17 protein-coding genes are annotated in these 22,252 nt (G+C 36.1%); 9 read left to right on the top strand and 8 right to left on the bottom strand.

Going from position 1 to position 22,252, the window contains the following annotated elements; genetic code table 11:
• Nucleotides 1–20 precede the first annotated feature (20 nt).
• On the bottom strand, nucleotides 21–836 hold the full coding sequence (locus tag J2W95_RS00220; RefSeq protein WP_310002711.1) for a transcriptional regulator: 816 nt from the start codon (nucleotides 834–836) through the stop codon (nucleotides 21–23).
• Between the two features lie 1,507 nt (nucleotides 837–2,343).
• On the opposite strand from J2W95_RS00220, the gene J2W95_RS00215 reads away from it, so the two are divergent.
• Nucleotides 2,344–2,658 (top strand): hypothetical protein, encoded by a 315-nt coding sequence (locus J2W95_RS00215; protein ID WP_310002708.1) that lies wholly within the window; start codon nucleotides 2,344–2,346, stop codon nucleotides 2,656–2,658.
• 66 nt (nucleotides 2,659–2,724) lie between these two features.
• On the opposite strand, the gene J2W95_RS00210 is transcribed toward J2W95_RS00215, so the two are convergent.
• Together J2W95_RS00210 and J2W95_RS00205 are read right to left on the bottom strand one after the other, a co-directional pair.
• Complete coding sequence (locus tag J2W95_RS00210; RefSeq protein WP_310002706.1) at nucleotides 2,725–4,386, bottom strand: AraC family transcriptional regulator; 1,662 nt, start codon at nucleotides 4,384–4,386, stop codon at nucleotides 2,725–2,727.
• 713 nt (nucleotides 4,387–5,099) lie between these two features.
• Nucleotides 5,100–5,945, bottom strand: coding sequence for an RteC domain-containing protein (locus J2W95_RS00205; protein ID WP_310002704.1), 846 nt, complete (start codon nucleotides 5,943–5,945; stop codon nucleotides 5,100–5,102).
• Nucleotides 5,946–6,059: 114 nt separating this feature from the next.
• On the opposite strand from J2W95_RS00205, the gene J2W95_RS00200 reads away from it, so the two are divergent.
• Nucleotides 6,060–6,440: a hypothetical protein gene (locus J2W95_RS00200; RefSeq protein WP_310002702.1), complete on the top strand. Its 381-nt coding sequence runs from the start codon at nucleotides 6,060–6,062 to the stop codon at nucleotides 6,438–6,440.
• Between the two features lie 16 nt (nucleotides 6,441–6,456).
• On the opposite strand, the gene J2W95_RS00195 is transcribed toward J2W95_RS00200, so the two are convergent.
• From J2W95_RS00195 to J2W95_RS00185, 3 genes are all read right to left on the bottom strand, one after another.
• On the bottom strand, nucleotides 6,457–7,419 hold the full coding sequence (locus J2W95_RS00195; protein ID WP_310002700.1) for an endonuclease/exonuclease/phosphatase family protein: 963 nt from the start codon (nucleotides 7,417–7,419) through the stop codon (nucleotides 6,457–6,459).
• A gap of 1,764 nt (nucleotides 7,420–9,183) precedes the next feature.
• Entirely contained in the window at nucleotides 9,184–9,882 is a 699-nt protein-coding gene (locus J2W95_RS00190; protein WP_310002698.1) for a DUF1826 domain-containing protein, read from the bottom strand.
• Between the two features lie 1,398 nt (nucleotides 9,883–11,280).
• Nucleotides 11,281–11,592, bottom strand: coding sequence for a Dabb family protein (locus J2W95_RS00185; protein WP_310002696.1), 312 nt, complete (start codon nucleotides 11,590–11,592; stop codon nucleotides 11,281–11,283).
• Nucleotides 11,593–11,896: 304 nt separating this feature from the next.
• Between J2W95_RS00185 and J2W95_RS00180 the strand changes: the two genes are divergently transcribed.
• The 4 genes from J2W95_RS00180 to J2W95_RS00165 all read left to right on the top strand — a co-directional run bounded on the left by J2W95_RS00180 (nucleotide 11,897) and on the right by J2W95_RS00165 (nucleotide 15,951).
• Nucleotides 11,897–12,424: a GNAT family N-acetyltransferase gene (locus J2W95_RS00180; protein WP_310002694.1), complete on the top strand. Its 528-nt coding sequence runs from the start codon at nucleotides 11,897–11,899 to the stop codon at nucleotides 12,422–12,424.
• 183 nt (nucleotides 12,425–12,607) lie between these two features.
• Nucleotides 12,608–13,315: a tetratricopeptide repeat protein gene (locus tag J2W95_RS00175; RefSeq protein ID WP_310002692.1), complete on the top strand. Its 708-nt coding sequence runs from the start codon at nucleotides 12,608–12,610 to the stop codon at nucleotides 13,313–13,315.
• Nucleotides 13,316–14,105: 790 nt separating this feature from the next.
• Complete coding sequence (locus tag J2W95_RS00170) at nucleotides 14,106–14,915, top strand: hypothetical protein (RefSeq protein ID WP_310002689.1); 810 nt, start codon at nucleotides 14,106–14,108, stop codon at nucleotides 14,913–14,915.
• A gap of 577 nt (nucleotides 14,916–15,492) precedes the next feature.
• Nucleotides 15,493–15,951 carry an RNA methyltransferase gene (locus tag J2W95_RS00165; protein ID WP_310002687.1) on the top strand — a complete coding sequence of 153 codons (459 nt, stop codon included), beginning with the start codon at nucleotides 15,493–15,495 and terminating at the stop codon, nucleotides 15,949–15,951.
• Between the two features lie 650 nt (nucleotides 15,952–16,601).
• Here J2W95_RS00165 and J2W95_RS00160 read toward each other — a convergent pair.
• Complete coding sequence (locus J2W95_RS00160; RefSeq protein ID WP_310002685.1) at nucleotides 16,602–19,994, bottom strand: T9SS type A sorting domain-containing protein; 3,393 nt, start codon at nucleotides 19,992–19,994, stop codon at nucleotides 16,602–16,604.
• 72 nt (nucleotides 19,995–20,066) lie between these two features.
• Between J2W95_RS00160 and J2W95_RS00155 the strand changes: the two genes are divergently transcribed.
• Complete coding sequence (locus J2W95_RS00155; protein WP_310002684.1) at nucleotides 20,067–20,330, top strand: hypothetical protein; 264 nt, start codon at nucleotides 20,067–20,069, stop codon at nucleotides 20,328–20,330.
• Nucleotides 20,331–20,418: 88 nt separating this feature from the next.
• On the opposite strand, the gene J2W95_RS00150 is transcribed toward J2W95_RS00155, so the two are convergent.
• Nucleotides 20,419–21,486: a DUF2971 domain-containing protein gene (locus J2W95_RS00150; RefSeq protein WP_310002682.1), complete on the bottom strand. Its 1,068-nt coding sequence runs from the start codon at nucleotides 21,484–21,486 to the stop codon at nucleotides 20,419–20,421.
• 256 nt (nucleotides 21,487–21,742) lie between these two features.
• Between J2W95_RS00150 and J2W95_RS00145 the strand changes: the two genes are divergently transcribed.
• Both J2W95_RS00145 and J2W95_RS00140 read left to right on the top strand, forming a co-directional pair.
• Complete coding sequence (locus J2W95_RS00145) at nucleotides 21,743–22,039, top strand: hypothetical protein (protein WP_310002680.1); 297 nt, start codon at nucleotides 21,743–21,745, stop codon at nucleotides 22,037–22,039.
• Between the two features lie 17 nt (nucleotides 22,040–22,056).
• Nucleotides 22,057–22,251 (top strand): hypothetical protein, encoded by a 195-nt coding sequence (locus tag J2W95_RS00140; protein WP_310002678.1) that lies wholly within the window; start codon nucleotides 22,057–22,059, stop codon nucleotides 22,249–22,251.
• The last annotated feature ends 1 nt before the right edge of the window (nucleotide 22,252 follow it).

Genomic DNA, 22,252 nt, shown 5'->3' with positions numbered 1-22,252 from the left:
GTGAGAGTACTTGGGGTTCATTATAGTGGTTCCGAGTAATTTTTGTCGGTTTTTGTGGTGAGGTGTTTTGCTCTGTTTGGTTTTGTAGTGGTGCTGAATTTGTTTGCGTTTAGCATCCAGTTTTGTGCAGCGGCAGTCCAGTCGGCCATTGGAGTTTTGCCACCAACGAGCCAGCCATTGCTGGAGAAGTAATTGAAAAATTTTTGGGCTTCGAGTTCTGGAAATTTTTGTTTTTCGAAGTGGGTTTTGATTTCATCAAAAGTAGGTTTGATTTTTTCTTTTTTTGCGGGATTATCCAAATTATTAATATGCCGCTCTTTTTCTATTTTGTCTTTTTCATAGCTGGAGAAAGCAACATGCATTTTGAAATTTTGTGATGGCTCATCCAAGTTTGAAATGTTTAAATTGTTTATATAGTTTATAGAAGGTACCAGCGCTTGTTCAATGCCTGTTTTACTACTTGTTTCCTGCCTGTTTAGAACCTGTTCAGTTTTTGGTATGTTCTTTTTGGTGTTGGAATCTCTTTTTTGAACTGGTTTTGGATCCTCTGAAAAATTGAACAAGACTACCATACTTCCCTTAAAAGGATTGAAGGAAGGCATGTATTTTATATACTTTTTTTCATTCAATTCTCTCATGCATTTGTGATAGGTTGCTTTAGAACAAATTTTGCTGATGTGCATTACCTCTTCCCTGGTTATGCTTATTGGGTTTTTGAAACGGTTGACGTTCCAAAATTGGAATAGTGCCATGTACAGACTAATATGTGTTGGGTTGAGATTTGGGTCTTGGATTATTTTATCGAAGAATCCTGTAAGATGTTTAATGTAATTCATTTTTTAGGTTTAAGGTTTTTCTTAAATTATTTCGATGTAAAATTGTAGGGATTGATTGTTTCTTTATCACAAGGGGGGCACAAGTTGTGAAAGAAAAAACTGTAAGAAGTTTTTTCTGATTGTATGTGGATCAAATTTATTTGAAGATATTTTTACTTTTTTCCTTGATGAAAAAAGTAACAAAAAAATCAAGCCTGAATATTTTTAAACTAAAAATAATCGGACGGATTCTCCTATCGTACCCCCAGCCGCTACGCTAGGGGGGTACTCCCAGCGGCCAGTGCGCAAATCCTTACCGTTATTTTTTGTTTAAAAATATAAGGGCGGGGAAGAGGACGTTTTCATGAGTCTATTTGTGTTACCGATTTCCTATCGTGACCCTAGCCGCTCGTGTTTCACACTCGCTCGGGGGTCACTCCCTGCGGCCAACGCGCAAATCTTTATCGTTATTTTGTCTTTAAAAATATAAGGGCGGGGAGAGGACGTTTTCATGAGTCTATTTGTGTTACTGATTTCCTATTGGGACCCCAGCCGCTCGTGTTTCACACTCGACTCGGGGGTCACTCCCAGCGGCCAGTGCGCAAATCTTTATCGTTATTTTGCCTTTAAAAATATAAGGGCGGGGAGAGGACGTTTTCATAAGTTTATTGCTAGCTTCTTTCGGTTGGCTTGCAAATTCTTATCGGGAATTTTTGGCATTGAAACTATAAGAGTAGAATAGAGAATACTTTTTTTATTTGAAGAGCATTTTTTCTTTTCCCTTGATGGAAAAGAAACAAAAGATCAAGCCTAGAATATTTTTAAACTAAAAATAATCGGACGGATTCTCCTATCGTACCCCCAGCCGCTACGCTAGGGGGGTACTCCCAGCGGCCAGCGCGCAAATCCTTACCGTTATTTTTTGTTTAAAAATATAAGGGCGGGGGAGAGGACGTTTTCATGAGTCTATTTGTGTTACCGATTTCCTATCGTGACCCTAGCCGCTCGTGTTTCACACTCGCTCGGGGGGCACTCCCTGCGGCCAACGCGCAAATCTTTATCGTTATTTTGTCTTTAAAAATATAAGGGCGGGGAGAGGACGTTTTCATGAGTTTATTGCTCGCTCCTTTCGGCTGGCTTGCAAATTCTTATCGGGAATTTTTGGCATTGAAACTATAAGAGTAGAATAGAGAATACTTTTTTTATTTGAAGAGCATTTTTTCTTTTCCCTTGATGGAAAAGAAACAAAAGATCAAGCCTAGAATATTTTTAAACTAAAAATAATCGGACGGATTCTCCTATCGTACCCCCAGCCGCTGCGCTAGGGGGGTACTCCCAGCGGCCAGCGCGCAAATCCTTACCGTTATTTTTTGTTTAAAAATATAAGGGCGGGGGAGAGGACGTTTTCATAAGTTTATTGCTAGCTCCCTTCAGTTGGTGAGCAAATCCTTACCGTTATTTTTGTTTGGCAACTATAAGGGCGGGGAGAGGATGTTTTCATAAGTTAATTGCTAGCTCCCTTCAGCTGGTGAGCAAATCCTTATCGTTATTTTTGTTTGGCAACTATAAGGGAGGGGAGAGGACGTTTTCATTAGCTAATTATTGGTATTTATTTGATTTGGATTGTGGAGTTGCTTGCGGAGGTCCTTCCTTCGTCAGGATGACAATATTGTGGGGAATGGATTGTGGAGATTGCTGCGCCAGTTCGCTATCGCTGTGTCCTTCCTTCGTTAGGATGACAATATTGTGGGGAATGGATTGTGGAGTTGCTACGCCAGTTCGTTATCGCTCGTGTCTTCTTTCGTCAGGAGGACAATATTGGGGATGTGGATTGCGGAAATAGTAAAGCAGTCTAGAATAAAGAGCCTAGAATAAAGATGCAAGAGTAAAGATGCAAGAGTAAAGGTTGTCAATTTGCAGATTGATCTTTTAATTTATTGATGAAGTAGGTGGGAGATAGGCCTGTTCGGTTATTGAATGCTTTTGTAAAGCTTTGAGTGGAGCCGAAGCCTGCTTCGTCTCCTAATGCTTTGTAGGTGTAATTGCGGTATTTGTTTTCGTTTTTCAGTAATTCTACTATATGATCGATTTTTAGATCGTTTACGTATTCAATAGACCCTTTGCTTCGATAGCGTGCAATAATTTTTGAAACATATTTTTGGTTGGTGTTTAAGATGGAAGCCATTTTTCCCAAGGTCATGTCTTTTTCGAGATACTTCTTTTTGAGTTCAAATTTTTCTATATTTTTTAGAATTGTGGTGACTACTTCTGGGCTGATACCCAATTCTATTTCTGTGCTGCTATCACTTGAAACTACCGATTTTATTACTTCGGGATTGCGATTCATTAATTCTTTGAAAAGTCTTTTATTTCTAAAATGTCGGCAAATAAATAAAACAATAATGACTATCAGTACAATGATGATACTCAGTGCACAAACTATCTCATATTTCATAGCTTGCTCAATATCTCTTTGGGTTTGGAGTAATTTTTTTGTATCATATTCTTTGTGGATTCTTCCTGAAAGATATCTGTAATCCTGATTCAGAAGTTTATCCACTTTTAAAAGAGTACGTATGTAGTACAACTGTAGTTCCTTATTGTTTTGCTGCTGATAGTAATCGATCAGTAATTCATATGCTTCCCGTAAATCCGGACGTATGTAATTTTGCTTTTGGAAGGCTTCATCAATCTTTTTGAAGTAGGGTATCGCTTTTTCCTGCAACTTTTGTGCGCTGTAGCTTTTACCAATGTAAAAGTAAGCTACCGTTTCGTTTGCAAAATCTTTTTTACGTTTTACAGCAGGTAGTATCATTGTTAGTTTCTGGATAGCGTCACTATAATTGTGTTTGAAATATTGGTTGACTCCCTCCGATTGGATGAAGTAGCATACCATATCCCAACTTTTAAGATGCTTACCTGCGATAAGTCCTATTTGGTTCATCTGACTGCACAACTTATAATTTCCTATGTGGTTGTAACAAAGCCCTAAGGAATGAAGTGAGTTCAAGTATGCACGGTCATTTTCTTTCTTGAAATAATTGGCACATTCTTTAAACAATGTGATTGCTTCATCGTAAAAACCGAGGTATAATTTGGTAAGTCCAATTACATATTTCACCTTAAATATGAGGTATCTATTGTTTGTCTTTGAAATGTATTCGTCTGCTACCAGGTAATTATCAAGAGCCTTCATTTGCTCTTTACGATCATAATAGACTATTCCTTTTGTCATGTATGCCGATCCAATTAATTCAATGTCAGTAGTTTGTTTTGCAGCAATCACAATGCTGTCGGCATATTTAAGTTCTAATTTTTTTTGTGTCTTATAAATTAAGGCTTTATAAGCCATTGCCATTTGGCTGAAGTTTTTTTCTTTTTTTGCTTTGGTTAACCATGATTGTGCATAGAGTAGATCTTTGACGTTATCTTTTTCCTTGTATCGTATGTTTTTATCGAAATATTCATAGTCTTTGGACAAAAGACTGTCTGGAATGGTAAAGTTTTTTTGTTGTGCATAAGTACAATGATACAAGCAAAGCCATACTATAAGTAAGTATTTGGTTGTCATATTTCTAAGAAATTGGGGCTTGGTCATTAGAAAGGACAAGATTAATGTGTTTAAGATTCTATTTGTTGTAAAATAAATGTAGCTAAAATAGTTTAATGGATTCAGGAATTCCCCTAGTTACGGACCTTTCCTTTAATTTGAATGTAACTATCTGGTTGATTGTTTATTATTGTGAAATGTGGTGTGTTTAATTCGGGAATTGCATAGTATTGATTCTCGAATCGAACAGTTTTTGACTTGTACAAGGTATAACGTCCCTTTAGTTTTGCCCTGAATTCAAACGGTTTTGTTATGAGCAAAGCCAAACCAAAATTGTTCAGATTACCCCGGGAGAAATGAACTGATTAAAAAAAATATCAGTAACATTTAAAACATTAACCAAAATGAAAAATTTCAATTTATCTCTTATTGCATTAATTTGCGGCTCCTTTTTGTTTATGCATAATTCTTGTCTTGCGAACACTACTTCGCGGATTGTTAAATATCGATCTGACTTAACTAAGAATGTACCCGAAGATGGTATTGATCCTGACTGGATTAAACTTGTAGCTCATTATAAAGTTGATGTTGTCAAAACACAGCTATAGACTAAAGTGGTAATACTGACAATTACTAAAAGTATTGTACATTATAATAATAGAACAATTATCAGTATTCTGTTGGTAATTTGTTCTTATAACGTTAAAAAGGCTGCTCGATTTGAGCAGCCTTTTTTAATTTTCATCTGCATTGTCCATGCGGATTGTTAGCTTGTTTTTGAGTGTATTCAGAAATTTTGTTCTATCCGATTTTCTGTTTCGGATTTCGAGAAAAACCCTGTGGAATTGGCCTAAATCAATATTAAATGCTGATTCAAAAAAGCTTGTTATTTCCTTAAGCCCTGAGTCTCCATTATTAAAAACGTTTTCTGAATGCAATGCATAAATCAATTCGATTAATTCTACTTTGGATCCTGTCCATTTTTGAGATTTGGGAAGTGGAGAAGGAGTCTGCGTTTTTGTTTTCTTTTTTTTCAATTTAATAATTTGTTCTTCCAGAAAAACTTTGATCTCATCGTTGGCTATTATGCAGGCGACTTTATAGTCATGGGAGGTTGTGAAACGAGGGTCTGTCTGAAAATAAAAACTGTCCACCATTAGTTTAAGGTCGTATTTTGCCCGTGTGAAGTATTTATTGTCGTGACAATTGTTACTAGTTCGGTAATAGCGGTAAAATTCTTGATTCTCATAAAAAAAGGTTTTTAGTTTAGCGAGTTCTGTTTTATAATACTTGTGTATGGTTTTTTGAGAACCCAATGGTTTATTGGTTTCTATATTATAGATTTCATTGTAATATATAAGCCTGCTAGTGAATTGTGGTTTGATATCTCGAAAGAATTCAATTTCGTCTTTCTTGTTTAACGATTTGTATTTTAAGAAAAAGGATTTGAGTTTTTCTAAGGCAATAACTATAGTTTTTATTGCCTGTTCGGCAGCGAGTATCGGATTTTCTGTTTCCAGATGGATTAGTTTTAATTGATGTTCCAGTTCGGATATCAATGATTCGGCAAACAATTTCATTTGGGGTGTTTAAGATTTACAATTGGACTGATTCGAGAAATGAATCGGGGGGCAAATCTATTGACGGGTTCCTGAGGTTGCAAATGGTGTAGTGTAGTATTCCCGAATTGAATAGTGAAATTCCCGAATTGCATAGTGTGTAGAAGGGAGGTTGCAGATTGCAGGTTGCAGGTTGAAGAGGAAAGAAGCAAGATGCAAGAGGAAAGAAAGGAGGCTGCAGGTTGCAGAAGGCAGAAGGGAGAAGTCAGAAGAAGGAGGAAAGAAAGGAGGCTGCAGGTTGCAGAAGGCAGAAGGGAGAAGTCAGAAGAAGGAGGAAAGAAAGGAGGCTGCAGGTTGCAGGTTGCAGAAGGCAGAAGAAGGAGGAAAGAAATTTTTTATTTTGAATTGCTTCGCTTGTTCGCTACCGCTCGGGTTCAAATTTTAAATGGAAAAAACAGAGGTGAAAGAGGATGTTTTTATGAGTTTATTGGTGTTGTGGAAATTTGCTTTGTTTGAGGGTTTGTTACGAGTTTTATAATTTAAATTCTGCCCAGAGAGGGAAGTGGTCTGACATCATAAAGGACATGGCTTGCTTAGTGAGATTTCGATTGATTAGTGTTGTATTTAGAAAATCATAATTGCCACCAGTTATAAATTCCAATGATATGTTGTTTTTCTTATTGCTGTCTTGGAACCAAGCTATTTGGTCGTAGTATTTGGTTTCGTCAAAAATGGAACGTGTTACTTTACTGTTTTGAAGTGCGGGAGGGATGTACATTCCTTCTGAGATGAAAGTGTTATTGAGTAAGTCTCCACGTTCGTCGATATTGAAGTCCCCTAAAGTAATTAGATTTTGATGGTATGCATTGATGTCATCCGCCCAAGAGGATAGCCATTTGGCAATTCCTTTAAGTTCTGTAATGCGATCAGTTGAGGTTTTGCCATAAAGGATATGAAGGGTTACTAGAATGAAAGTTTGATTTTGGGATCTAAAACTAACTGCGTAGGGTGAACGAACAAATTGCTTGTTAAGCATTCCTTTTGGAATTGTTTGCGTCCATTCGTCTGGAACCACTAATTCACAGGCCAAGCCGGATAAGTTTACTCTTCGGGTATCAAACAAGTAGGCCATGCGTTCGCCATTACCCACATCTCCTTGATTGACATCAGTAAGAATCAGTGACCAATCGTTTCCCAATACTTTTAGAACGTCACGCAATCCTTTTAAATTGGATTTGACTTCCTGTATTGCAATCACATCAAAGCGCTTGATAATTTCGGCGATACAAACTAAAGAGTGAAAGTCTCTTTTTGGACTATCATTTATTGCCGATTTCCATTTGCGGGTGATGTCGCCAAAGCCCCGGATATTCCAAGTGGCGATTAGAAGGTTTTTTTCTAATTTTTTTGGTGGAATTTTGAGGTCTAAATCTTCTTTTAGCAACGCTATATTCTGAGCGATATCAGCTGGTAAAGCATCTTCTATAGTTTCCATATTTTCTTTTTTGGATAGGATTTTAAAGATAGTGTTTTATGATTAAATTCTTGCAATTATTAGTAAATGAGTTGGTTGTGGTTATTAGTAAATTCCAATTTTGGCATGCTTAGGAGGAGGGTGTAACTTGCTACGGTAAGTCGTCAAATTTTTGTCGTGATTTTTGGTTTGGCAACTATAAGGGGTGGAAGAGGATGTTTATATAAGTTTATTGCGGCTAATAATTTTGATTGGGATTGCGGAATCTAGATTTAATCTTTTGTAGGTTGGTTATGAGTTTTAATTTATGAAGGGCATTTTACTTTTTTAGCTCACTTAATTTTTATTATAAGTGGTGTTCGCTGAATCTTCGATTTGTCTTGATACAAAAGAAACAAAAAATCAAGCCTCAATATTTTTAAACTAAAAATTATTGGACGGATTTTTTTATCGTGCCCCCAGCCGCTCCGCTAGGGGGGCACTCCCAGCGGCCAGCGCGCAAATCCTTACCATAATTTTTGGTTTAAAAATATAAGGGCGGGGAGAGGACGTTTACATGAGGTTATTGTTGCTAATAATTTTGACTGGGATTGCGGAATCTAGATTCAATCTTTTGTAGGGTGGTAACGAGTTTTAATTTATGAAGGGCATTTTACTTTTTTCCTTGATGAAAAAAGTAACAAAAAAATATTCATGGGTTAATATTGTTTTTTTGGTATTCATGAATCTTCGATTTCAAGCCTGAATATTTTTAAACTAAAAATCATCGGACAGATTTATCTCACTTAACCCTTATTTTATTGGTGTTCGATGAACCTCACTTCGTTTCGGTTTCTCCTATCGCGACCCCAGCCGCTCGTGTTTCACACTCGCTCGGGGGTCACTCCTTGCGGCCAACGCGCAAATCTTTATCGTTATTTTGTCTTTAAAAAATATTAGGGCGGAGGAGAGGACGTTTAATGAGTTTATACTGTTTTATTTAAAGAGCATTTTTTCTTTTGTCTTGATACAAAAGAAACAAAAAATCAAGCCTCAATATTTTTAAACTAAAAATTATTGGACGGATTTTTTTATCGTGCCCCCAGCCGCTCCGCTAGGGGGGCACTCCCAGCGGCCAGCGCGCAAATCCTTACCATAATTTTTGGTTTAAAAATATAAGGGCGGGGAGAGGACGTTTACATGAGGTTATTGTTGCTAATAATTTTGACTGGGATTGCGGAATCTAGATTTAATCTTTTGTAGGGTGGTTACGAGTTTTAATTTATGAAGGGCATTTTTTCTTTTGTCTTGATACAAAAGAAACAAAAAATCAAGCCTCAATATTTTTAAACTAAAAATTATTGGACGGATTTTTTTATCGTGCCCCCAGCCGCTCCGCTAGGGGGGCACTCCCAGCGGCCAGCGCGCAAATCCTTACCATAATTTTTGGTTTAAAAATATAAGGGCGGGGATTAGGACGTTTACATAAGTTTATTGCTTACTCCTTGCGGCCAGCGCGCAAATCTTTACCGTGATTTTTTGCTTGGCAACTATAAGGGCGGGGTATAAGACGTTTTCATGAGTTTATTACTTACTCCCTCGGCCAGCGCGCAAATCTTTATCGTTATTTTGTCTTTAAAAATATAAGGGCGGGGGAAGAGGACGTTTTCATTAGTTTATTGTTACTACCAGTGTATTAAGTAAATCTTTACCGTTTTTTTGGTTGGCAACTATATGGCAAAAAGACGGTCACGAATTACTGTGTCAGTTCTTTTCGTTTGTGTGCAATTCTGCGCGATTGGGTTTTTAGCAAATTAGCAATAAACGATACTCTCCTTCATTTTCTATTGGTGCTCTGTGAATACAAGGTAGCACCTGTTGTTTGGGATGATCCACCGCTAGGCGCCAAAGATGTCCTAATCCTAAATTAATAGGCACTACATGGGGCTGTGCCTGATAATGCAAATCAAAATAATTTTCCTTTAAAAAGTTTTCAAATTCCTCCGATGGGCCGTCATGTAGCGCTGCCAGTTTTTTTCGAATTTCAGGAATTAGAATTTTTTGCTCCGCTTGTTCATTAGAAATAATATCACTTGCCGCTCCGTGATAGGTACATAAAAAAGTATCCGTTGGAATGGGCGAACGATCAACATGATACGAATAGACATCGGTGGATATGAAATCGAATTCATCATCCCGTTCGTAACATTTAAGTAAATTAAGAGAAGGAGAAGCTCCGAAATCAGCTAATAATCGTAAATCATTTAAGATAATTTCCCTTGCTATATTCCCCTTTTCTGATAGTTGGAGTGCCAATAGATCTTTAGGATAAACTTCCGTTATATTTTCTATTATTTGCAGTTTACCTACAATTTCTTTAAAATCACCTTCCAAATTGCGATACCAGCATAGGGCATTCATTTCTCCCTTAAAATCTTTATTTACAAGTTCAGAAAAAGTGGATACCATTCCAATTTGGCTGCTATTAGAAAATGTATTGCTCATATTATGATATCAAGATGCTAGTTATTTAATGCAGTACAAAATTATGCAATTCCGCTATAGGCCGATACTTTTGAAACTAAAAAATAGGAGTGAAGAGTGAAGAAGCAAGAAGCAAGAGGCAAGAGGAAAGAAGAAAGAGGAAAGAAGAAAGAGGAAAGAGGCAAGAAGGATGCAGAAAGAAGGATGCAGAAAAAGGGAATGAGAACCGTATTGTAAACGCGTTATTTAATTCATATAAGTAAGTATTCATTACAAACGAGCACCAGAGGGGGATTTGGGGAAATAAAAAACAGATCCTGACAAAAGGTTATCTGGTGTTAATGAAATAAGTGAAAGTATCAAGAAGTAATATGACGGTGAAACTTGTCTCGTTTGTAGGTTGGTTACGAGTTTAAATTTATGAAGGGCGTTTTACTTTTTTCCTTGATGAAAAAAGTAACAAAAAAATATTCATGGGTTAATATTGTTTTTTTGGTATTCATGAATCTTCGATTTCAAGCCTAGAATATTTTTACACCAAAAATCATCGGACGGATTTTTTCTATCGTGACCCCAGCCGTTCGTGCTGGGCACTCACTCGGGGGTCACTCCCTACGGCCAGCGCGCAAATCCTTACCGTGATTTTTTGGTATAAAAATATAAGGGTGGGGAAGAGGAGGTTTTCATAAGTTTTTGCTAGCTCCCTTCGGCCAATGCGCAAATCCTTACCGTGATTTTTTGTTTAAAAATATAAGGGCGGGTGAGAGGGCATTTGAATGAGTCTATTTTTGCTACAGATTTCCTATTGCGAGGGGCACTCCCTTCGGCCAATGCGCAAATCCTTACCGTGATTTTTTGTTTAAAAATATAAGGGCGGGGAAGAGGACGTTTTCATGAGTTTATGCTGCCAATAATTTTGATTAGGATTGTGGAACCTAGATTTAATCTTTTGTAGGTTGGGTACTAGTTTTAATTTATGAAGGGTATTTTACTTTTTTCCTTGATGAAAAAAGTAACAAAAAAATCAAGCCTGAATATTTTTAAACTAAAAATTATTGGACGGATTTTTTTATCGTGCCCCCAGCCGCTCCGCTAGGGGGGCACTCCCAGCGGCCAGCGCGCAAATCCTTACCATAATTTTTGGTTTAAAAATATAAGGGCGGGAAGAGGACGTTTTCATAAGTTTATTGTTAGTTCCCTCCTGCTAGCGTGCAAATCCTTACCGTGATTTTCTAGAATAAAAATATAAGGGCGGGGAAGAGGACGTTTTCATGAGTTTATTGCTTACTTCCTACGGTCAGCGCGCAAATCCTTATCTTGTTTTTGGTTTGGTAACTATATGGCAAAAGTATGGTCACGAATTACTGTGTCAGTTTACTTCGTTCTTGTGCAAATCCGCGCGATCGGTTTTTGTGGTTGTTATTTTAATGTAGAAATATCAATAATTGGCTCATAATCTATTTCTAAAAAATCCTCAACCATTGTTAACCAATAATTTTGAACAAATGAAGTATGATAAGGATGATTATTATAATTTTCGTAAACTAAATAAGTATCAAATTCCATTGAAAAACCAAACTCGAAAGTGTTTTTGGGGCTTGTTTGTTTTAATGTTTCAAAATTCTCTAATCCGGGTATCTCTGTTAATTGCAGAGCAGCTTCAAAAAAATCTTGTTTTTCAATTTCAGTGATGGTATTTTTAAATTTAAAAATTACGGAATGGCGTATCATGTATGTTTTGTTTAATTATTTAAGTTTTAAAAGTAGTAAAAAAACATGTATTGTAATGCTTATAATTTTTTCAGTACAAAATTATGCAATTCCGCGCCATCGGGTTATTGGCAATTAGAAGGCAAGCAGAAAAAGTTCTATACAGTTACGAGGGCTTTTGAGTATACATCTAGGAATCGGTGTAGAATGAACACTTCGCAGAGCTGGTTTCTGAAATCATTTATTATAAATAGATTTAGTTGGTAAATACTATTGTTATAAATTTACTTCCTAATTAATCCTACTGAATAAAAAAAAACGACAATTGATTACTATAAAAGAATGCCAAACCAGCGAACTTGATTTACTATTTGAGATTGCAATACAAACTTACAATGATACCTATCCCTATTTATGGTCTGATGGCGGAGCATGGTATCTTGACAAATTTTATAAGAAAACGGAATTTAAAGAGGAACTTTTATCACCGACGATTTTTTACTTTTTGGTCTATGATGCAGACAAGGCAATAGGCTATTTTAAAATAAAAAAGAATATGATTGCCCCATATCCCGAATCACATTGTACTGAAATAGAAAAGCTGTACTTAGTAAAGGAATATATAGGGAAAGGAATTGGAAAAACTATAATGGAATTTATAGTTTCGCTGTCTAAGGAGCAAGCTCGTCCTGTTATTTGGCTTAAGGTTATGGAATGCAGCCCTGCAAAATATCTTTATGAAAAATGTGGATTTATACAAACTGACAAAAACTATTTGGATTATCCCGCAATGAAAAAAGAATACCGATGGCTACTAACTATGGTAAAACAGATTGAAGATTTGACTGTTTAGAAGATAACCCTGTTTTATAGTAATTCCAGTTTTCAAGAACTTAAAAAAAAAGTTAAGTCATGAGACTTCGTGGAGCGGGGTTCTGATTAAAGATATTAACTACTAGGCACAGAAGAGGAGGAACTCATTGGCGGTAGGAGAAAAAGAACGAATAAATTTAGGCAATGCCTAAGAAATATGAATATGAAAAAAAAAATATTAAGTTTTATAGTTTTGTTGGCAAGTTTAGGTGGGTATAGTCAATCAGCCGAAGATTATAATAGTAGTGGAGGTTCAAAGGTCAATTTAGGAAACTACAAAGGTGCTATTGAGGATTATACTAAAGCTATAGAGATTGAACCTAATAATAAATATGCGTATTCCAACAGAGCAAATGCAAAAAATCGAATTAAAGATTACAAAGGAGCAATTATCGATTTTACTAAGTGTATAGAGATTAAGCCTAATTGGAGTGATGCGTATCTTGGCAGAGGACAATCAAAGGAAGAATTAGAAGATTACAGTGGGGCTATTTCAGATTATACCACGGCTATAGCTATTTATCCTAATTATGCCGACGCATATCGGTTAAGAGGAGTTTCAAAGTCTTTATTAAAAGATTACAGAGGAGCTATTGCAGATTATACTAAGGTTATAGAGATTAAACCTAATGATATCAATATATATTATTACATAGGAATCGCAAAGGCTGGACTAAAAGATTACAGTGGTGCTATTTCAGATTATACTAAGGTTATAGAGATTTATTCTAAATGGGGTGGTGCATATTACAATAGAGGACTTTGTAAAATAGAATTAAACCAAAAAAACGAAGGATGTTTAGATTTTAGTAAAGCAGGACAACTAGGTGTTGAAGAGGCTAATGATGTGATAAAAAAGTATTGTAATTAATCGTCTAATATGAACTGTTATCGTATTTCCGGTTTTCAAGAGTTTTTAAAGAAAAGTCATGAGACTTCGTGAAGGCGTTTTCATGAGTTTATGCTGTTTTATTTGAAGAGTATTTTTTCTTTTAGCTCACTTAATTTTTATTTTAATTGGTGTTCGCTGAATCTTCGATTTGTCTTGATTACTCACGAGTTAATAATTTATTGGAGTTCGTGAATCTTTGATTTCAAAAGAAACAAAAGATTAAACGTTGAGGAACACAACATTTTTTCTTTTCCCTTGATGGAAAAGAAACAAAAGATCAAGCCTGAATATTTTTACACCAAAAATCATCGGAAAGTATTTCTTTATCGTGCCCCCAGCCGCTTCGCTAGGGGGGCACTCCCAACGGCCAGCGCGCAAATCCTTACCGTGATTTTTAGTGCAAAAATATAAGGGCGGGGAGAGGACGTTTTCATAAGTTTATTTCTCACTACTTATTGCCAGCACGCAAATCCTTACCGTGATTTTTTGGTATAAAAATATAAGGGCGGTGAAGAGGAGGTTTTCATAAGTTTTTGCTAGCTCCCTCCAGCCAGCGCGCAAATCCTTATCGTGATTTTAGGCATAAAAATATAAGGGCGGGGAGAGGATTTTTCATAAGCTTATTTCTCACTACATGTGACTTCGTGGAGAGGGGGTTGAACACTTCGTGGATCGGGTTTAGTTTTATTAATAAAAGTTAAAGTGAAACGGATGGATTTCTTACATTTGGCTTATTCACTATAATCCAATCATCATTACTACTATCATTATGAGGATAAAAGAGATTACCAAAAATGGCTTTGCCTTTTTTCTGATGCTATGGATTTCTGTCAACTATGCCCAAGAGCGAAAGGCGGGGGGACAAACTAATTCCGCCGCAGTCAAGAAAACTAGCCAAGAGAGAATTGCCGCTATAGAAAAAGCCTGTCAAGCCATAATTGATGAGAAACATGAAAGCTATTCTGCCGACAGCTTATCTGTTGCGGAGGGTGGAATTTCATCTTCTGACCTGAATTCACTGCAAGTATTAGGGGATATTAGCTCTATACTCCAAGCTAAAACCCAATTAGACACTATTCAGCAATTACAGACTATTTATTCCAAGGATAAATATGCGGGATTGATTTTGCGTAATAATGAATTTATTAAAAAAGCCTCTTCACTTTCCGCCATGCTTCATAAGAAAGCAGATGGTTTTGACACTGCCCTTGGCCTAAATAAACATGAAGAGCTGCGTATCGTTTTAAAAAAAATGGGCGAGGCGTTTCATATTATGGGAGCAAGGCTTGATTCTTCTATTATGGATTTTAAACAAACGCTGCCTTATTTGGATGAAACGTACAGCCAGATATTAGCAATCGAAAATGAAGAAGCAGTAACAGCTAAGAACTCATCACCTACTTCCGAAAAGCGCAATGAACAGCTAGCCCTTTTTGAAAAATTCACATCCTCTATTGCGCTTGCCAAAAGTCTGAATGGAGTAGTGTTACATTTGGGTTCTATAAAAAAATGTATTGCTGCTGTTTCTAAAACTCAAGATGATTTGGCTTTTCTGGCTCAGGTGAGTCGTTCTTTATAAGATAATTATTTTTTGTTTTATTGAAGAGCATTTTTTCTTTTGTATTGATTGCTCAAAAGTTAATTTTATCTGAAGAGCATTTTTTCTTTTGTCTTGATACAAAAGAAACAAAAAATCAAGCCTGAATATTTTTACACCAAAAATCATCGAATGGATTTTCCTTATCGCGACCCCAGCCGCTCGTGTTTCACACTCGACTCCGGGGTCACTCCTTACGGCCAACGCGCAAATCCTTATCGTGATTTTAGGCGTAAAAATATAAGGGCGGGGAGAGAAAAGAGGCAAGTGTAATAGAAGGCAGATTGCAGATTGCAGAAAGCAGAAAGTATATTGCAGAAAGCAGAAAGTAGAAGGCTGTGAGCTGAGGGCAAGAGTAAAGAGTAAAGAGTAAAGAGGCAAGTGTAATAGAAGGCAGAAAGCAGATTGCAGAAAGCAGATTGCAGAAAGCAGAAAGCAGAAAGCAGAAGGCAGAAGGCAGAAGGTTGTGAGCTGAGGGCAAGAGTAAAGATGGTAATACCAACTCTAGATCCATAATAAAAAATTGATTTATGTAGCTGCAGTTTGTACTTTTGCCTTTATGAATGATAACTTTATAAATGAATATTTTGGTATTGGCATCCAAAATGGTAAAACGCCTGAAAATTTGGGTGTTTTGTGGCGATCGGCTCAAAATTTAGGCGCTACTTTTATTTTTACCATAGGCAATAGATATGCCAAGCAAGCCTGTGATACCCATAATGCGGTCAAAGCCATTCCGTATTTTCATTATGATACGTTTGAAGCTTTTTACGAAAACTTACCTAAAGGAGCCCGACTGGTTGGTGTTGAATTAGATGAAAACGCTTCCGATTTAGAAACTTTTGAGCATCCCAGACGCTGTGTTTATTTATTAGGAGCAGAAGATCATGGCTTATCTCTGAAAGCTATGGAAAAATGCCACCATTTAGTAAAATTCAAATCTGAAAAAAGCTTAAATGTGTCCGTGGCAGGCACTATTGTTATGTATGACAGAAACCTGCCTAAATCGCGATCTTAATATAAACTCAGCTCTAGTTATTTGATTTTTATTGAAAATTTGTGAGACCTGGCTTTTTTTTGAATTTAAGACTTGATTTGGATGCTAATTAGAGTGATCACGGACTACTACGTCAGTTCACTTCGTTCGTGTGCGAATCCACGCGATCGGGTTTTATACAAACTGACAAAAACTATTTGGATTATCCCGCGATGAAAAAAGAATACCGATGGCTACTAACTATGGTAAAACAGATTGAAGATTTGACTGTCTAGAAGATAGCCCAGTTTTATAGTATTTCCAGTTTTCAAGAACTTTAAAAAAGCATATCATGAGACATTTGCCTACCGTAGAATAATACTTCGTAGAGCTGGGATTATCAAATTTACAAATTATTGTTTTTACGCCGATAATCGCCGTTATTAGCTATTTACCTAAACTTTACTGTATCATTTAAAGTAATAAATCAACTTTTACAATTTAGTAAATGCCCTTTGCAATTTTTTGATGACCTGTCATTAACTGAATAATGGATAATAAACCTAGTTGGTTTATTGTACCATTATAAGTTTACTCTCAAGACAGGGGGATTACAACATCAAAAAAAAGCCGGTTTCCAAACAGGAAATCGGCTTTTAATTTAGGAGTCATTGGATATTGACAACGAAAAATTATTTTTTAATTACTTTTTTATTAACAGTTCCTGATTCGTTTGAAACTCGAAACATATAGACACCAACAGATAAATTAGATATATTTAATGTAGTAGATATATCTTTCAATTCTTTTGAAAAGATAAAATGACCCGTCATATCAAAAACGCTCAATTTGGCATTATCGAATGAGTTTACTTCAATTGTGATGAAATCTTTTGTCGGGTTCGGAGACAGTCTAAAAGAGTTCTGAATTTCGAAATCATTCGTTCCCAGAACATTAATTTCAGAACAAGGGCTTGTTGCCGAACAACCGTTTTTGGTAACTTCAACGGCATAGCTGCCTAATTTCATTGGTGTAAAATAAGAATTAATTTCGTTTGGAATAGCTGTAAACGTTCCATTATTACAAGTTAACCATCTGTAACTCCCCGCGGTTTCGGCAACTGACAGTTTACCTGCATTGTTTGTAACTGTAACATCAAGGCCTTTTACGGTTACTATTTGTGTAGCTGTTGCCATATTATTGCTTGCATCTTTTACGATCCAAGTCACCGTGGTGTTTCCTATAGGAAAATCTATTGGAGCGTTATTCGTTACCGAAACCACTGTACAGTTATCAGCAGTTATAGGAGTTCCTAATTGAACTTGCTTAGCTGCACAACCATAATTTGTATTGACCGTTACTGCCACAGGAGCAGTGATAGTTGGTAAAGTTTCCTCTCTTACGGTAACTATTTGCATAGCTGTTCCCGTATTGTTGCTTGCGTCTTTTGCTGTCCATGTTACTGTAGTATTTCCTACAGGGTAAGTTGTTGGAGCGTTATTCGTTACCGAAACCACTGAACAGTTGTCAGAGGTTACCGGAGTTCCTAATGCGACTCCCGTTGCTACGCAATTTGAATTCGTATCTACCGTAATCTTAGCGGGTGCTATAATGAGTGGGTTCTGAGTGTCGACTATTGTAGTTATGGTAAAACTTTTAGTTAGAGTTGACGAATCAGCATCTGTAACCGTGCAGGAATAATCCCCGGCAGCCAAACCCGAAATCATTGCCGTTGTTTCTCCATTAGACCAAAGGTAAGAATAAGGACTTTTACCGCCATAAACCAATTGAGAAATCGAACCGTTACCAGTGCAAGTCACATTGGTTTGGGTAGCGATTGCAACTATAGGTGTTGCAACATATGTTCCTCTCAGGCGGATTAAATAAACGGAATTACCATCTCCTTGATAGGTGATAAAAGAACCTCCCACAAGTATTTGACCATCGGGTTGCAAAGCTATAGAATTAATACCACCATCAAATCCGGTGATTCCTATATCAAAGGAATTATCTTTACTGCCGTCGGAATTTAAACGAGTCATACCAATTATTATTTTTCCATCTTTTTGCAGGATGATATCAGCGTTAGTATCATTAAATTGAGTTCCTAAATCAAAGGAAGAGTCGTTGCTGCCATCGGAATTTAAACGAATCAACCTTTTTACGGCAGCTCCCTGATAGGTAGTAAAACTACCACCCACAAGTATTTTTCCATCGGGTTGCACAGTTATAGAATTAACAAAATTATTGAACCCAATGCCTATAGTAAAGGAACTGTCTTTGCTTCCATCGGCATTCACACGAATCAAATAATTTTGAACAGCTCCTTTGGAGGTATTAAAATAACCACCCACTAGTATTTTTCCATCGTTTTGTAAAGCCATTGTGTAAATATCACCTGAGCCAAATTGAGTTTCAACATTAAATGAACTGTCATTACTTCCATCAGAATTTAAACGAATTAAACCCTTTTGAGGAACTCCCATCCAAGGTGTAGAAAAATCATTACCCACAAGTATTTTTCCATCTGACTGTAGGACTATGCTACTACTACTTTGAATAACAGCTTCTATATTAAAGGAACTGTCTTCGCTTCCATCGGCATTTAAACGCATTAAGTAATAGTGAATAACTCCTTTATACTTCCAAAAATCACCACCCACGATGATTTTTCCATCGGGTTGTAGAGTTATAGAATTAACAGTATTATTAAAGCCTGTTCCTATATTAAAAGTAGTGTCTTTACTACCATCGGGATTAAAACGAATTAATTTGTTTTGAGAAACTCCATTATAGCTAGTGAAGCTACCTCCAACGAGTGTTTTTCCGTCAGCTTGCTGGACTACAGCTTTAACTTCATTATCAAACCCATCTGTTTTATTAAAGGACATATCTTTGCTTCCATTGGAATTCAAACGGATCAAAGAATTTTGTGTAACTCCTTGATAGGTATTGTAATGCCCACCCACAATTATTTTTCCATCAGGCTGCTGACATATAGTAAAAACAATTACATCATAATAAGTATCGAATCCAATTCCTATGTCAAAGGAGGTGTCTTTACTTCCATTGGAATTAAAACGAATCAAACCGTTTTCAGAGGCTCCATGGAAGATAAAGGTACCACCCACAAGTATTTTATCATCTGATTGTATAGTTATAGCCGTAATAATTGCATCAGAATTAAATCCGTCTCCATTACTAAAGGACGTGTCTCTGCTTCCGTCAGAATTTAAACGAATCAAACCATTTTGAGCTATTCCTTGATAGATGTTAAATTGCCCACCCACCAGTATTTTGCCATCGGCTTGCAGTGCTAAAGAATTAACACCACTTGTAAATTTAGTATCCATACTAAATCCAGTCCCTACGTCAAAGGAGGTGTCTTTGCTTCCATCGGAATTTAAACGAATCAGATTATTTTGGGGAGTTCCTTGGAAAGTATGAAAAGTACCTCCCACAATTATTTTCCCATCGGGTTGCAAAACTGTAGGGCCAATAATAAATCCATCAAATCCAGTTCCTATGTTAAAGGAGCTGTCTTTGCTTCCGTCGGCATTTAACCGAAGTAAATGGGCGTGATAAGCGTCTTGGTATTTCCAAAAATCACCACTCACTATAATTTTGCCATCAGGTTGCAGCACTATAGAATTAACATTTGAATCAAATCCAGTTCCTATATCAAAAGAGGTATCTTTACTTCCATCGGAATTTAAACGAATCAAACAGTTTTGAATAGTATTCATGTATTTATTAAAGGCACCTCCTACTATTATTTTGCCATCAGGTTGCAGTACTATAGAAATAACAGCACCACTAAATCCAGTAATGCCAGTTCCTATGTCGAAGGACGTGTCTTTGCTTCCATCTGTATTTAAACGAATCAAGCAGTTCTGATTAACTCCTCTGTATTTACTGAAGCCTCCTCCAATAATTATTTTTCCGTCGGGTTGCGTAACTATAGACTCAATATGACCATTAAATCCTGGATATGGGCCAAACCGGCCTGTAATATCCGCTGGATTTTGCGCAAATGTTACTAAGGATTGTAATACACAAAATAAAAAGAGTAATGTTTTTTTCATAGTATAATTTTATCAAATATATATAGATCTACTATTTTTATCTAATAAAAACGGAATAAAAACGAAATAAAAATGATAGCAGGACTTGTCTTTTATCATTTAAAATCTTTTAACCACACGTTGACACTTATTAATTTTGGCAAGATCAATTGTTTGAAGTTGGATGAGCTCGAAGAGCGAGTTGGGACTAAATTTGGCCCATTATTCGGATTTGCCAAATCTCACCAATACAAAACCAACTTTACATTAAGTCAATATTCCAAATCCGTTGTAGTAGCGGAAATAATATTGAATTCTAAAAATATTCCGGGGAAAAGACAGGAGACTTTTATCTAGCTTATAGCTTTGAAGAACTTAAAAAAAAAAAACACAAAGTCATGAGACTTCGTGGAGCTGGGTTTGTAAATCCGCGCTATCCGGGATTTTACATATTTTGAAGTGGGAGTTTTGATTTTGCTACCTGATCTGTGTTCAAAGTTATCTCGTAATCATTTTTCATCATACTGATAAAATCATTTTCATTCTCTTTGCAATCAGGACCAAGAATAATTTTTGAAATAAATTCCAGTTGAAAAGGAAATTTGTAGACTATCTGCCCATTATTTTTGCTACCTTGATCTAAAGAATGATTTTGAACTTCTTTGAGAGGTAAATGTATTAGTCGCCATTCTTTTTCTTCATGCCAGCTTTCGTGTTTTATTACTGGCAAGATCTCGCTACACCATTTACTGATGCTTTCCTGGTTGAAAGAATATTCAGTTAAAGCGTAATTTATTAATTCAAATTGTTCATTTTTATAGTAATGCACAGGTCTAAAAAGAACATCCGCTTTATTTTTGAATAAGTCAGTTTTAAATCCAATTGCGATACCTTTACCTTTTTCAGCATATTGCATCCACTGACTTTTTACATCACCCTGCTCAGAAAAAGATGTGATGTATGTAGGATTTTTGCTGGTTATTGTATTTTCAAGATCTTTATAGAGTTGAGCAATATTCTGATTTAATCCTTGTCCATGTATATTTGTTTTTTCTTCAATAGATTGTAACGCGATCAGTTCTTCAATTTTTTCTTCAAATTTAACTGCTACACTTGGATGGCATTTGTCTTTATAGCGTGGAAGGAGCAACTTCCATTCTTCCAAGATTTCATTTGTTATTTGAAGTTCTTTAATTTGATTTAAAACATTAACTAAAACTTCTATAGATTGCTTTAATTCGTTATGGTCATTGCAATAGCGTGCATCGCTCATGTGTAAAACTTTGCTATTAAGAATTGCCTTAAAAGTTTCTAGACTACAATAATGGTATATTATATTTGGATCTTTCCATGGGCGAAAAATAATATCGCCGTTTTCTGCAAACATTACTCTATAAGGTGTCTCAGTACTATGATTATAGCCTAATCCAGTAGAGTAAGACACAACTTGATCGACAAGGTAACTTGCATTTTCTTTTCGGATTATAACAGGGTTATTTATGTGTTTATTCATAATCTTATAAAGTAATGCTGATTTTTAATTCATCTAAACTAAAAGGATCGATATTTTCGTTGCCGTTGTGTAAGTGGTTTTTTCTCCATATATGTGAGTATCGCGTGGCCACGGTGAGCAAATCCGCGCGATCGGGATTACTACGTCAGTTCCCTTCGTTCGTGTGCAAATCCGCGATCGGGTTATAGAATCATATATATAATTATACATATTGTATAATTATTTAGTATATTTGTATAATGACAATTTTGTTTAGATGGATGTAAAGATATTAAAAATAGCAGGGAATGTTTTAGTAGATGCCAAAATTTCAGATGCAAAATTGCTAAAACTAAATCTTCCGTCAGTAGCTGATGGATGGAGATTTAATTTTAATAAACACTCGAAAAAGAAAGGTTTTGAAACCTATGTTTTGGTATCAGAAGAAACTTCAGAAAAGATTGAAGGCTGTTTAATTTTTGAAATGAAGGAGAAGATTGAACCTTATATGGCTTATGTTGAAATTGCTCCTCATAATCAAGGAACAGTAAAAGAATATGATAATGTTGCTTAGTAGCTTATGTATGTAGGTTGAGTTTTGTAAAAGGGGAAGGTGACTTTGAAGGCTATTTAGCATTTGATGTTTTTGAAGAACATAAAGAAGATGAAACAAAATTGATGGCAGTATATTCAACAAAATATAATGCTTTTAAGTTTGGCGATACCTCTATGATTATTCCACCTGAAGGCGGGCAAAAGTTAATTGATGAATTTTTAAATGAATGAA

Origin of the sequence: Flavobacterium granuli, from assembly GCF_031456055.1 — a bacterium.
Taxonomy (GTDB): Bacteria; Bacteroidota; Bacteroidia; order Flavobacteriales; family Flavobacteriaceae; genus Flavobacterium; species Flavobacterium granuli_A.
This window is presented reverse-complemented; position numbering and strand designations above follow the sequence as displayed.